Consider the following 13,290-nt stretch of genomic DNA (forward strand, 5'->3'; position numbering starts at 1 on the left):
AATGCCAGATAGACTGCGACAAGGCCCAGGGCGAGGCCGTACCAGGTGACGGCATAGCCCAGATGGTTGTTGGGCAGGTCGATCCGCGGCGGGGCGGCCTGCGGTGTGGCGCCGGGAGAGCCTGGCAGCAGTTGGAGCGCCAGTGGCGCCAACGGGCGCCCATAGACCTGCTCCAGTGCTGCGAGATCGAGCCAATACCAGCGGCCGGCGATCTCGTCGTTGTCCGGCACGAACCAGCTTTGCTGCTCGCCGCTGCGGTCGCGCAGGACAGCGTCCAGTTGCACCTTGCCGGACGGTTCCGGCGGCGGCGCCGTGTTCTCGGCGGCAAAACCGCGGTCGACCAGCAGGCTGGTACCTTCGGTGGTCTCGAACACGCCGAGCTGCCTGCTGCCGAGCGTGCCCCCAATATTCTCGACGCCGTAGCGCTGGACCTCACCTGCCGGTGTCACGAAACGGCCTTCGGCACGCACCCTGGTCCAGGCGGCGGCTGCCGGATCCAGTGCATCCACGTCACGCAGATCCACGGGCGCGGCCTCCATCCGCTCCGACATGGTCTGGAGCAGGTCCGTCTTCCAGTGGAGGCGCTCGACCTGCCAGGTACCGAGGCTCACGAGAACGGCCAGCACCGGCAGGGTGACGAGGGTGGGAACCAGCCTTGGCCGGAAACGACGCATGGAACGGGCCTCAGGCACCTTGGCTGAAATCGTCGCGGCGGTGCCGGTACTGCAGCGCAATCAGGATGGCCTTGGCCGGCCGCATGATCAGGAGCACCAGCACGACGGTCAGCGGCAGCCAGACGACCATGTGCAGCCAGATCGGCCATTGCCAGGCGACCTCGGCGAACAAGGCGCCGAACACGACGATGAAACCTACGATCAGCACGATGAAGGCGACCGGCCCATCGCCGCTGTCCTGCCCGGACAGGTCGGCACCGCAGACCTCGCAGCGGCGCCGGACAGTGAGGAAGCCTTCGAACAGCGGCCCCCTGCCGCAGGCAGGGCATCGCGATGCGAGGCCTGCCTGCAGCCAGGACGTCCGCTGGTTCGTCACCAGGTCTGGTTGGTTACCCAGGAGAGGCTGCCTCCCCACCAGTACACGCACACGAACAGAAACAGCCAGACCACGTCGACGAAGTGCCAGTACCAGGCCGCCGCCTCGAGGCCGACATGCTTTTCGGGCATGAACTGCAGCATCGCCGCACGGAACGAGCATACCAGCAGGAACATGGTGCCGACGAACACGTGGAAGCCGTGGAAGCCGGTCGCCATGTAGAACGTCGAACCGAAGATGCCGGACTTGATCGTCAGGCCTTCGTGAACGGCGTGGAAATACTCGTAGACCTGGAAGCTGGTGAAGATCGCCCCCAGGCCAACCGTCAGCCAGAGGGCCTTCGCGGCAGTGCGGTTGTCCCCCTCGCGGATGCAATGATGGGCCCAGGTGACTGTCGTGCCCGACAGCAGCAGGATCAGCGTGTTCAGGAACGGGATGTCGAACGCAGGCACGGGGTGAACGCCGGCCGGCGGCCAAGCCTGCGGAACCAGGTCCGGCGGATAGATGGCACCCCAGAAAAACGCCCAGAAGAACGCGAAGAAGAACAGGACCTCCGACGCGATGAACAGGCCCATGCCGACGCGCAGGCCGTGGTTCACCGGCTCGGAGTGGTCGCCCCGGCGCGACTCCTTGATGATGTCCCGCCACCAGCCGAACATCGTGTATAGGATGGCCGCCACGCCCAGCGCCAGCACCAACGGCCAGCCAGTCACGGCATGCATCCAGCAGAGCATGCCGGCGACGAACAGGAGCGCCGAGAACGAACCGACAAAGGGCCAGGGACTCGGATCTACCAGATGGTAGGGATGATTCGGTTTTTCGTGGTGGTGATGCGCCACGTCCGTGCTGGCCGCCATGTTCGCCTTCCTCTCAGAACCTACGACCGATCGACCGGATCAACCCGCCGGTGCCGGGCTGGATCCCGGGCCGGAGTCGGGCGACTTGGTCGACAGCTTACGCGTCTCTTCCGCGTCCTTGAAGAACGTGTAGGACAAAGTGATCTCGCGGATGTGCCGGGCATCCGGGTCGTCCAGGATCGCGGGATCCACATAGAACGATACCGGCATCTCGACCGTCTGCCCGGGCTGCAGGACCTGCTCCTCGAAGCAGAAGCATTGCAGCTTGCTGAAATAGGGGCCGGACGCGAACGGCGTCACGTTGAACGTCGCGGTCCCGGCCACCGGCTGCTTCGACCGGTTCTCGGCCGTGTAGAAGATCAACGTCTCTTCGCCCAGCCGTACTTTCACCGAACGCTGGGCCGGCTTGAACGTCCAGGGCATGTCCGGCGCGGTGTCGGCGTTGAACGAGACGGTCACCTCGACGTCCGAGACCGTGCTGGACGCGGTCTCGCTGCGCTGGGTGGTGCCGCCATAGCCCGTGACCTTGCAGAACAGGTCATAGAGCGGGACGGACGCTGCCGTGATGCCGACCATCCCCATGATGATGGCACCGCAGGCCAGCGCGACCCTGGTGTTGGACGCGCTCATGACGGGACGTTCGCGGACATGCGGACCATGGTGAGGAAGTACATCACCACGACGAACGCCACGAGGAGGAGCGCCACGACGATGTTCTTGGTCCGGAGACGGCGGTTCTGGTCAGGGTTGGGCTTCATCATGCGTCCAGTCACAGCACCGCCACCGGCAGGACCTTGTCCACGACCATCGCCGCGAACAACGCGAACAGGTAGATGATCGAGAAGCGGAACAGTCGCATGGCGACGACGTCGCTGCGCGTGCGCCGCAGGACCAGGGCCCGACGGAAGAACTCCGCTGACAAGGCGAAGGCCACCACGCCGTAGACGGGGCCGAGATAGCCCATGAAGGCCGGCAGCAGGGCCACCGAGCCCAGGACCACCGTGTACCAGAGGATATGATTCCGCGTGCTCTCGCCACCGGCGATCACCGGAAGCATCGGGACACCGACCTTGGCGTAGTCGCCACTGCGGTAGAGTGCCAGCGCCCAGAAATGGGGCGGCGTCCAAAGGAACACGATCAGGAACATGAGGACCGGCAGCACGTCGATTCGCCCGGTCACGGCCGCCCAGGCCACGACCGGTGGCAGGGCGCCGGCAGCACCACCGATCACGATGTTCTGCGGTGTGCGCCGCTTCAGCCACATCGTGTAGATGAACACGTAGAAGCCGATCGTGAAGGCCAGGAGTCCGGCTGCCAGCCAGTTCGTCGCAAGCCCCAGGACCATGACCGACAGGATCGACAGGACCACGCCAAAGCCCAGCGCGTCGCCCGGCTGGATGCGGCCGGCCGCCGTCGGACGGTTGCGCGTGCGCGCCATCCGCACGTCGATATCGACGTCGTACCAGTTGTTGATCGCCGCCGAGGCACCCGCAGCCACCAGGATCGCAAGCAGCGTCACCGCCGCCAGCAGGGGATGCAGGGTACCGGGTGCGAGAAACAAGCCGACCGCGCCCGTGAACACCACGAGCTGCATGACGTTCGGCTTCATGAGGGTCACATAGTCACGCGCGGAGGAGGCCGCGGCCTCCTCCATCGTCGTACCGGTCGCCCGCAGGCTCACCGCCATCGAAACGCTCCAGGAGCCCCGGTCACTTGACCTGGGGCAGGTCGTGGTAGGTGTGGAAGGGTGGCGGCGAGCTCAGCGTCCACTCGAGCGTGGTCGCACCTTCACCCCAGTAGTTGTCGGCTGCCTTCTCGCCGCTCGTGAACGTCTTGTAGAGGACGAGCAGGAAGTACAAGGCACTGGCGGCAGAGATGAACGCACCCACCGACGACACCATGTTCCACCCGACGAAGGCGTCCGGATAGTCGGCGATACGGCGGGGCATACCAGCCAGACCCAGGAAGTGCATGGGGAAGAACGCCAAGTTCACGCCGACGAAGGTCAGCCAGAAATGGATCTTGCCCATGTGCTCCGGATACTGCCGGCCCGACATCTTGCCGATCCAGTAGTAGAAGCCGGCGAAGATGCCGAACAGGGCACCCAGGCTCAGCACGTAGTGGAAATGCGCCACGACGTAGTAGGTGTCGTGAAGCTGCACGTCGATGCTGGCGTTCGCGAGCACGACGCCGGTCACACCGCCGACGGTGAACAGGAAGATGAAGCCGATCGCCCAGAGCATTGGCGTGTTGAAGCGGATCGAGCCGCCCCACATCGTCGCGATCCAGGAGAAGATCTTGATGCCGGTCGGCACCGCGATGATCATCGTGGCGGCCGTGAAATAAGCCTTCACGTTCACGCCCAGACCGACCGCGAACATGTGGTGCGCCCACACGACGAAGCCGATCACTCCGATCGCCACCATCGCATAGGCCATGCCGAGATAGCCGAACACGGGCTTGCGCGAGAAGGTCGACACGATGTGGCTGATGATGCCGAAGGCCGGCAGGATCATGATGTAGACTTCGGGATGACCGAAGAACCAGAACAGGTGCTGGAACAGGACCGGGTCACCACCGCCGGCCGGATCGAAGAAGGCCGTGCCGAAGTTACGGTCGGTCAGCAGCATCGTGATGGCACCCGCCAGCACCGGCACCGCCAGGAGCAGCAGGAACGCCGTCACCAGCATGCCCCAGGCAAACAGCGGCATCTTGTGCAGCGTCATGCCGGGCGCGCGCATGTTGAAGATCGTGGTGATGAAGTTCACCGCGCCCAGGAGCGACGACACGCCGGCCAGATGCAGCGAGAAGATCGCGAAATCGACCGACGCGTTGGGATGACCGATGAGCGACGACAATGGCGGGTACATCGTCCAGCCGCCACCGAACCCGCCGACGAAGCTGGAGCCGACGAGCAGGAGGAAGGCCGGCACCAGCAGCCAGAAGCTGATATTGTTCAGGCGCGGGAAGGCCATGTCCGGCGCGCCGATCATCAGCGGCACCATCCAGTTCCCGAACCCGCCGATCAGCGCGGGCATCACGAAGAAGAACACCATGATGAGGCCATGGGCGCTCACCAGGATGTTGTAGAAATGGTGGTCGGTGATGATCTGGTCGCCCGGCGCCATCAGCTCGGCACGCATCACCATGGAAGCGATCATGCCGATGATGCCAGCGGTACCGGCGAACCAGAGATAGAGCGTGCCGATGTCTTTATGGTTGGTCGAATAGACCCAGCGCTGCCAGCCAATCGGATGACTTGTCGGGTCAATGTGGGCATGGGTGGCTTCGTGAGCCATCACCTATCTCCGTGACCGGTCAGTGTTGCGGAGCGACGACGGAGGCGGCATCGGCCACCACCGCATTGCCACCGGCGCTTGCGAATTGCTGCTTGGCCGCTTCGGTCCAGGCCAGGAACTCTTCCTTCGGCACCGCCTTGATCGAGACGGGCATGAAGGCGTGCAGGTCGCCGCACAATTCCCGGCACTGCCCGTAATACATCCCAGGCTTCTCGATCCGGATCCACGTTTCGTTCAGCCGCCCGGGGACCGCGTCCCGCGTGAAGCCCATGGACGGTACGCCCCAGCTGTGGATCACGTCCGCCGCGGTGATCTGAACCTTGATGCTGGTCTCGACGGGCAGGACCACGAGGTTGTCCGTCTGGAGGAGCCGGGGCTGGCCGGGCTGCAGGTCGCCTTCCTGCACCATGTTGGCGTCGAAGCTGAAGTTGCCGTGATCGGGGTACTCGTACGACCAGTACCACTGATGGCCGACGACCTTCAGCGTCATCTCGGTCGGCGGCACCACGTCCACATAGTAGAGAAGCCGGAACGACGGGATCGCGATGATCACGAGGATGAGGACGGGCACGGCCGTCCAGACGATCTCGAGCACCGTGTGGTGCGAGCGCCGGGACGGAATCTCGTTCCGCTTCTCCGCAAATCGCCAGCATGTGTAGAGTAGCAGGGCCAGCACGAAGACCGAGATGGCCGTGATGATCACCAGCAGCAGGTTATGAAACGCATGCATCCGGTCGTCCACGGGGGAGGCCGGCGGCTGTAGATTCATTTGCCAGGGCTCGGGCTGGGCCCCGTAAGCCGCAAAAATCCCGCCGGCGAGCAGCATGACCAACGCCATCGCCAGCACCGGTAGCGCGCGCATTCGCATCGACACCGCTTCCTTCTTCCCCTCGCTCATCGCCCACGGACCCCTGGTCGGGAACCACGGACGAACGACGTTCCCGACGGGGAATGCGCACTCCCCGGCTCGTGCCGGACCATATGGAGAGGCCCCTCCCCCCCGCGAGTGACAGATTGCCGCAATTTTTGACATCTTCAGCATTTACCGCGGGTTCTGCACCGATTCGACACTGGACACAGAGGGGCTTTCGGCCAGGCGGAGGCCCGAACAGCGGAACATGGCGGAGGCGGCGAGGCCGGCTACGGCCGCTGTCTCAGCCCTCAGGATCGTGGGCGCGATCCGCCCGCGCCAGACCGTCTCCATCGAACCGATCGCGTGCTCGTCTTCCGGTGCCAGCCCGCCCTCCGGTCCCACCAGCAGGTCAAGGTCGCCGTCCACCGAGCCTGCCAGCTCTGCAGCCAGGGCCGGGGCGGTGGGATCGAGCACCAGGAGCGGCACGCCCCGGCGGCGATGGGCACCAATGGCGGCAAGCGGCACCTCCTCGATCACGGCCGGAACGTCCAGTCGGCCGCTCTGCTCCGCCGCCTCGATCGCGATCGCGTGCAGGCGCTCCAGGCGTCCGAGCGGGTTCGAAACGCGCCGGGTGCGCACCGGAACGATGCAGCCCACGTCCAGTTCGGTCGCCTTCTCGACCAGCCACTCGAAGCGCGGCCGCTTGATCACCGCCTGGAACAGGACTGGCGCCGACCTCGTGCCCGGCATCGGCCGGAGCTGGGTGTCCAGCTCGATGGTGGCGCTGCGCTTGCCGACGCTTGCGATCCGTCCGCCAAAGGCGCCGCTCTGCCCATCGAACAGCTCCACGCGATCGCCTTCCACCCGGCGCATCACCCGGCTGAGATAGTGGGCGCGCGCCTCGTCCAGTTGCACGGCTGCGCCGACCGCCAGCGGCGCCTGTACGTAGAGGCGGATCGTGCTCAAGGCAGGTACTCCATCTTCGCGTGGCGGCTCTGTGCCGCTAAAAGCCGGCCATGTCGAACATGCCCTCGCTATCCGTGGCCGATCGCCAGACCAGCTGGACCGGCCGACTTCCCCCGTCAGTGCGCCCCTACGCCGTCCTGGCCCGCTGGGACCGGCCGATCGGCACTTGGCTGCTCCTGCTGCCCTGCTGGTTCGGCCTGGCCCTGTCCCCGAACCTGCCCGACCCGGTCCTCATGCTGGCCTTCGCCTTCGGCGCCATCGCGATGCGCGGCGCCGGCTGCACCGTGAACGACATGGCGGATCGCGACTTCGACCGGCAGGTGGAGCGGACCCGGCAGCGGCCGCTGGCGGCCGGCACGCTCGGCATGCGCGCCGCGGCCCTGTTCACCCTGCTGCAGGCGGCGACAGGCGGTCTCGTGCTGCTGCTCCTGCCCTGGGATGCCGCGCTCGTGGCCGTCCTGGCGATCCCCCTGGTCGTCATCTACCCCTTCATGAAGCGGATCACCTGGTGGCCGCAGGCCTTTCTCGGCCTCACCTTTAACTGGGGCGTCCTGGTCGGCGGCGTGGCGGTGGAGGCGCCCCTGCCTGCGATCCTGCTCGTTTATGCCGGCTCCATCGCCTGGACGATCGGCTACGACACGATCTACGCGCACCAGGACAAGGCTGACGACGCGCTGATCGGCGTGCGCTCCACCGCCCGGCTGTTCGGGAACGCGACGCACGCGTGGCTTTTCGTGCTGTACGCCATCACCATATGCGGTTGGGCAGCTGGCGGCTGGCTGGCAGGCAAGGGCCTGCTCTTCCTGGCCGTCCTCCTGTTCATCGCCATCTATCTCATCCGCGAGGCCCGCACCGTGCCGATCGACGATCCGACGGCTTGCCTGAACGCTTTCCGCCGGCACCGATTTGTCGGCCTGGCCCTGTTCGCGGCGCTGGCCGCGGATAGCTGGGTGCTGTCGTCTTGAAGCTGGCCACCTCGCTGTTCACGACGATCACGGACGAGATCGATGGCCTGCGCCGCGGCCTCACCGACCTCGCCACCGGCCTTGTGCGAGACCGGACCCGCCTTGCCATCACCGGCCTGCGCCGCAGCGGCAAGACCGTGCTGACCACCTGCCTCGCCCACCACCTGCTGGAGCCCTCTGGCCTACCCTTCCTGTCCGTGGTGGCAGAAAACAGGCTGGATGCCACGCGCCTGGTCCCCCTCGGCGACCTGCCGCCCTTTCCGGTCGAGGAGGCCATTGCCGGCCTTGCGGCAGCGACGCCGGTCTGGCCGAAGCCGACCGACCGGCTGAGCGGCCTCGCCATCGAGATCATGTACCGCACCGGCCACCGGATCGGCCGGCTGATCGACCCGAGCCGGCGGCACTTCATCGAGATCGTCGACTATCCCGGCGAGTGGCTGCTCGACCTTCCCTTGCTGGAGCAGGACTTCCGCTCGTTCTCCGCCCATGCGTTCGGGCTGGCGGACCGGGCGATCCGCGCGCCGGCAGCCGCCGAATGGCGCGCCGTGCTGGCGGAGACGGACGTTCTGGGCCCTGGTGACCCGGCGGCGGAACGTCGACTGGCCGATGCCTACCGTGCCTACCTGCACACCTGCCAGGAAGAGCTAGGCCTGTCGCTGATCCAGCCCGGCCGGTTCGTCGACCGGACCCTGGTGGCGGACGAGGAGCTCGTGACCTTCTGCCCGCTGGCATTGCCTTCGGGATCCCTGCCGGAGGGGTCGATCGGCGCCAGGTTCGAGGAGCGGTTCGAACGCTACCGCGACGAACTGGTGAAGCCGTTCTATCGCAACCATTTCTCGCGCTTCGACCGGCAGATCGTCCTGGTCGACCTGCTGACCGCGCTCAACCGCGGTCCGGAGCATTTCGAGGATGTCCAGGAATCGATCGCCACGGTGGTGCGCTCGTTCCGCTACGGCAACGGCAGCATCCTCAGCAACTGGCTGATCCCGCGGATCGACCGGATCGTGTTCGCCGCGACGAAGGCGGATCACATCGCGCCCTCGCAGCATGCCGCGATGAAGCAGCTGCTGGAGATCATGGTGGCGCCATCCGCCCGGCACACCCGCTTTTCCGGCGCCCCGCACGACGTGCTGGCGGTGGCGGCCCTGAGGTCCACCGACGTGGTGCGGACCGAGCTGCACGGGCAGGTCCTGTCCTGCCTGAAGGGCCGCCTGGTCGAGACGGGCGAGGAGACCGTGCTCTACCCCGGCGAGCTGCCGCCCGACCTGCCCGAGGCCGACGACTGGACATCCGGCCGGTTCCGCTTCCGCGACTTCGCACCGAGACGCCTGCCGCGCGGCCGCAACGGTGCGGCCAGCCATATCCGGCTCGACCAGCTGCTCGAGGCAGCCATCGGAGACCGCCTCACATGACCGACCGCGGACCGATCAGGCCGTTCGAACTGAAGCCAGACGACCCGCGGGTCGGGTCGATGGAGCTGGTACCCGAACCGGCCACCGCCGACGAAACTGCCGAACTGATCCCGGATCCGCCGGTCGGCAAGACCAGGCGCGGCGCCGCCTTCTGGTTTCGCGTCTCCATCGCGCTCCTGGTCGTGACGGTCCTGCTCGGCCAGTTCGTCCTGTGGGTCCGCGACCTGACCGACGCCTCGCCTTGGCTGGCGGGTCCTCTGGGGGCATTGGCGGTGGTCGCCGCCGTCACCGGCACGGCACTCGCCTGGCGCGGCGTCCGCCGCTGGCACTCGCTGGACGAACGGGCTGAGCTCCGGGCCCGGATCGGGCGCCTGTCGATGTCCGACCTCCACGGCGAGGGCCCGGCGAGGCTGCGCGAGGTTTCAGACCTGATCAAGCCGGTGCCGGGCATGTCGGCGACGCTGGCTCGCTTTGAGGCCCAGGCCTCCGATGCCCTGTCCGACGGTGAGCGCGTCCAGCTCTTCGAGCGGGTCGTGCTGACGGAACTGGACGAGCGGGCGGTGCGGATCGTCGGCATGAGTGCGCGCGACATCGCCGTACTGACCGCCGTCACGCCGACCGGCCTCCTGGACGCCCTGGTGGTCCTCACCCGGACGTTTGCGATGCTGCAGCGGCTGGCGGGCCTCTATGGCGTTCCGCCCGACCGCATGACGGTCATCCGGCTGATGCGGGTCAGCTTCCGCAACGCCGCGATGGCCGGGGCCGCCGACGTGCTCACCCACGCCACGACCGAGCATCTCGGCGCCTCGTTCATGAGCATCCTGTCGGCCAAGGCCGGCCAGGGTGCCGGGAATGCGCTGCTGGCCGGCCGGCTGGGCCTGCAGGCGATCCAGCTCCTGCGCCCGCTGCCGTTCGTCACCAAGAAGCCGCCCCGGCTCATCGACCTGCGCGGCATGCTGGGCTTCGACCTGACTACCCAGGTCGAGCCCGGGCGGATCCGTCAGGCGGAGAGGCGCTGAGTGAACATGCGGACGAGCCGCGCCAGCGCCATGCCGATCCGCTCCGCGAACGAGAGCTTGGCTGGCTGGGCTTCCGGCTCGACGACGAGCCCGGTGCTGCCGTCGATGACGGGCGAGCCGTCACGGCGATAGGCATGAGCCTGCGGCTCCGCCTCCTCCCTGTCGATGAAGCGCTCGCTCAAGCTCTTGAGCATCCCGCCCATGCGGATGAAGCGCGGCAGGAACAGCAGCAAGACCACTCCCGCAATCAGCATCACCTTCCACGCACTCAGCCCCAACGCGGTCTCCTCACCCGACGGCCTGTCTTGGGTGCATCATAAGCCGCATCCCCTGCCGATAGACAGCGCTTTGCGCCGACTCTAGAGGAAGTGCCTCTCCCGGGCCGCCTTGCGCACGGGCATCCGCCCCGGCCACGCCACCCGATCACCCCGAGGAACAGGTCGACAATGGAAAGCGATCTCTCGCTGTTTCAGGCTGCGCTCCTGGGAATCGTGGAGGGCCTCACCGAGTTCCTGCCGGTCTCGTCCACCGGCCATCTCCTTCTGGTCGGCTGGCTCCTGGGCGTGGACGAGCGGTTCGTCGACGTGTTCGTGGTACCGATCCAGTTCGGCGCGATCCTGGCCGTGCTGAGCCTCTACCTCTCCCGCATCTGGGCAGTCGCCACCAATCTCGGCCGGTCGGCGGAGGCGCGCCGCTTCACGCTCGCGATCATCCTGGGCTTCCTGCCGGCCGCCCTGATCGGCCTGGCCCTGCACGGGCCGATCAAGAGCCTGTTCCAGCATGTCATCGTGGTCCCGATCACGCTGATTCTGGGCGGCATCGCCATCCTGCTGATCGAGCGCTTCCACCCGCCGGCGGAGATCCATCGCGCCGAGGCCATGACTCCGCTGCGCGCCCTGATCATCGGCTTCTGCCAGGCCCTGGCCATGGTGCCGGGCGTCTCGCGTTCGGGCGCCACGATCATGGGAGCCCTGGTGCTCGGGGTGGATCGGCGCGCAGCCGCCGAGTTCAGCTTCTTCCTCGCCATGCCGACCATGCTGGCCGCGGCGTCCTACGACCTGTGGAAGCAGCGGGACGTCATCACCTTCCAGGACTCCGGCCTGATCGTGGTTGGCTTCGTCTGCGCGTTCATCAGCGCCGCGCTGGTGGTCAAGGCTCTCATGGCCTTTCTCGCGCGGAACACGTTCGCCGTCTTCGGCTGGTACAGGATCGGGTTCGGCCTGATCATGTTGGTGGCAATTTCCTTGTCTGCCTAGCTTCCTGCCTACTTTTTGGGCAATCTTCAGCCGGTCTGCCGTCGGCTTGCCCACGACCCGTTCAGCCAGTGCAGCCGAAAGGGTGAATCATCGGATGATGCCGGCAAGTCGGCACGGTTCTTGAAGAGTCCTTCCATGGCTTGGGTTGTGGTGCGGTGGTCATCTTCCGCATGCCGGCCCGAAACACCGACAAGAGGATGCGTCTCCCCACCCTTATGGCTGCGGTGGGTCGACGTCTCGAAAGAGGATCTTCGATGAGCCGCCGATCTGCCTTGCTCACTTTAATGCCGGCGCTCCTCCTGGCGAGCCTGCCGGCGCTTGCCCAGGATGCGCCGGAGACCCCGACCATCGATTCCGGCGACACGGCCTGGATGATCACCGCCACGGCGCTGGTCCTGATGATGACCATCCCCGGGCTGGCCTTGTTCTACGGCGGCATGGTCCGCAAGATGAACGTGCTGGCCACGGTCATGCAGAGCTTCGCCATCTGCTCGCTGGTGGCGGTCTTGTGGATGATCGCCGGCTACTCGATCGCATTCGGCAATGGCGGCGCCTATGTCGGCGACCTCAGCAAGCTCTTCCTGAACGGCATCGACCTCGGCATCACCTCGCCCTTCACCATGGGCCCGGCCGACGACCCGGTGGCGTTCACGATCCCCGAGAGCGTCTGGATCATGTTCCAGATGACCTTCGCGATCATCACTCCCGCCCTGATCACCGGCGCGTTCGCCGACCGGATGAAGTTCTCGGCCCTGCTCTGGTTCATGGGCATCTGGTCGCTCGTGGTCTACGCGCCGATCGCCCACTGGGTCTGGCATCCGTCGGGCTTCATGTGGGACTGGGGCGTGCTCGACTTCGCGGGCGGCACGGTCGTCCACATCAATGCGGGCGTCGCCGGCCTGGTCGCGGCCATCGTGCTCGGCAAGCGTCGCGGCTACCCGAGCGAGCAGATGAGCCCGCACAACCTGGTGCTGAGCGTCATGGGCGCCTCGCTCCTCTGGGTGGGCTGGTTCGGCTTCAACGCCGGTTCCGCCGCGGCTGCCAATGGCCGAGCCGGGATGGCGATGCTCGTCACCATGCTGGCTGCCGCCGTGGCCGGTCTGGCCTGGATGTTCGCCGAGTGGGCCACCCGCAGCAAGCCGTCGGTGCTGGGCATCATCTCGGGCGCCGTCGCGGGCCTCGTCGCCATCACCCCGGCCTCGGGCTTCGTGAACCCGACCGGTGCGCTGGTCATCGGCATCGCCGCCGGCCTGATCTGCTTTTGGGCATCCACCAGCCTGAAGCACATGCTGGGCTATGACGACAGCCTGGACTGCTTCGGCGTCCATGGCATCGGCGGCATCGTCGGCGCCATCCTGACCGGGGTGTTCGCCACCGAGACGATCAGCGGCGTCGAAGGCCTGAACGGCCTGCTCTACGGCAACGCTGCCCAGTTCATGACCCAGATCTACGGCGTCGTGGTGACGATCATCTACACGACCATCGTCAGCTTCGTGCTCCTGAAGATTATCGACGTCGTGATCGGCCTGCGGGTCGACCAGGATGTCGAGCGGGAGGGCCTGGATCTGGCCCTGCATGGCGAAGCCGTGCACTGACCTTCTTTCGATCTCCTG

At 66.4% G+C, this 13,290-nt stretch carries 15 protein-coding genes; 5 read left to right on the plus strand and 10 right to left on the minus strand.

Annotated features, from left to right (window positions below; translation table 11 throughout):
• The 9 genes from VHL31_RS07420 to VHL31_RS07460 all read right to left on the minus strand — a co-directional run.
• The coding region (locus VHL31_RS07420) for an SURF1 family protein (protein ID WP_329660570.1) at positions 1-674 on the minus strand (674 nt) is incomplete at its 3' end.
• Positions 675-684: 10 nt separating this feature from the next.
• The gene (locus VHL31_RS07425) at positions 685-1,050 is read right to left on the minus strand and encodes a DUF983 domain-containing protein (protein ID WP_329660571.1); all 366 of its coding nucleotides are present in this window, start codon (positions 1,048-1,050) and stop codon (positions 685-687) included.
• Entirely contained in the window at positions 1,047-1,907 is an 861-nt protein-coding gene (locus VHL31_RS07430; protein WP_329660572.1) for a cytochrome c oxidase subunit 3, read from the minus strand. The genes VHL31_RS07425 and VHL31_RS07430 overlap by 4 nt, the downstream gene beginning before the upstream one ends.
• 39 nt (positions 1,908-1,946) lie before the next feature.
• Positions 1,947-2,537, minus strand: a complete 591-nt coding sequence (locus tag VHL31_RS07435) for a cytochrome c oxidase assembly protein (RefSeq protein WP_329660573.1) — start codon at positions 2,535-2,537, stop codon at positions 1,947-1,949.
• Entirely contained in the window at positions 2,534-2,668 is a 135-nt protein-coding gene (locus VHL31_RS07440) for a hypothetical protein (RefSeq protein WP_329660574.1), read from the minus strand. Before VHL31_RS07440 ends, VHL31_RS07435 begins: the two co-directional genes overlap by 4 nt.
• 8 nt (positions 2,669-2,676) lie before the next feature.
• Positions 2,677-3,594, minus strand: coding sequence for a heme o synthase (locus tag VHL31_RS07445; RefSeq protein WP_329660575.1), 918 nt, complete (start codon positions 3,592-3,594; stop codon positions 2,677-2,679).
• A gap of 22 nt (positions 3,595-3,616) precedes the next feature.
• Positions 3,617-5,206: a cytochrome c oxidase subunit I gene (ctaD, locus tag VHL31_RS07450; RefSeq protein ID WP_329660576.1), complete on the minus strand. Its 1,590-nt coding sequence runs from the start codon at positions 5,204-5,206 to the stop codon at positions 3,617-3,619.
• A gap of 19 nt (positions 5,207-5,225) precedes the next feature.
• Entirely contained in the window at positions 5,226-6,104 is an 879-nt protein-coding gene (gene coxB, locus VHL31_RS07455) for a cytochrome c oxidase subunit II (protein WP_329660577.1), read from the minus strand.
• Between the two features lie 144 nt (positions 6,105-6,248).
• Entirely contained in the window at positions 6,249-7,025 is a 777-nt protein-coding gene (locus VHL31_RS07460) for an RsmE family RNA methyltransferase (RefSeq protein ID WP_329660578.1), read from the minus strand.
• Positions 7,026-7,084: 59 nt separating this feature from the next.
• Between VHL31_RS07460 and ubiA the strand changes: the two genes are divergently transcribed.
• The 3 genes from ubiA to VHL31_RS07475 are packed head-to-tail and all read left to right on the plus strand — an operon-like array spanning position 7,085 to position 10,421.
• Positions 7,085-7,990, plus strand: a complete 906-nt coding sequence (gene ubiA, locus VHL31_RS07465) for a 4-hydroxybenzoate octaprenyltransferase (protein ID WP_329660579.1) — start codon at positions 7,085-7,087, stop codon at positions 7,988-7,990.
• Positions 7,987-9,402: a YcjX family protein gene (locus VHL31_RS07470; protein WP_329660580.1), complete on the plus strand. Its 1,416-nt coding sequence runs from the start codon at positions 7,987-7,989 to the stop codon at positions 9,400-9,402. The genes ubiA and VHL31_RS07470 overlap by 4 nt, the downstream gene beginning before the upstream one ends.
• Entirely contained in the window at positions 9,399-10,421 is a 1,023-nt protein-coding gene (locus tag VHL31_RS07475; RefSeq protein ID WP_329660581.1) for a TIGR01620 family protein, read from the plus strand. Before VHL31_RS07470 ends, VHL31_RS07475 begins: the two co-directional genes overlap by 4 nt.
• On the opposite strand, the gene VHL31_RS07480 is transcribed toward VHL31_RS07475, so the two are convergent.
• The gene (locus tag VHL31_RS07480) at positions 10,403-10,699 is read right to left on the minus strand and encodes a hypothetical protein (RefSeq protein WP_329660582.1); all 297 of its coding nucleotides are present in this window, start codon (positions 10,697-10,699) and stop codon (positions 10,403-10,405) included. The two genes, VHL31_RS07475 and VHL31_RS07480, sit on opposite strands and share 19 nt — an antisense overlap.
• A gap of 168 nt (positions 10,700-10,867) precedes the next feature.
• Here VHL31_RS07480 and VHL31_RS07485 point away from each other — a divergent pair, with 168 nt between their 5' ends.
• Entirely contained in the window at positions 10,868-11,677 is an 810-nt protein-coding gene (locus tag VHL31_RS07485; protein WP_329660583.1) for an undecaprenyl-diphosphate phosphatase, read from the plus strand.
• A gap of 254 nt (positions 11,678-11,931) precedes the next feature.
• A complete protein-coding gene (locus VHL31_RS07490; protein ID WP_329660584.1) occupies positions 11,932-13,272 on the plus strand; it encodes an ammonium transporter in 1,341 nt (446 codons plus the stop codon).
• Positions 13,273-13,290: the final 18 nt, after the last annotated feature.

It is taken from the genome of Geminicoccus sp., from assembly GCF_036263595.1.
Lineage (GTDB): Bacteria > Pseudomonadota > Alphaproteobacteria > Geminicoccales > Geminicoccaceae > Geminicoccus.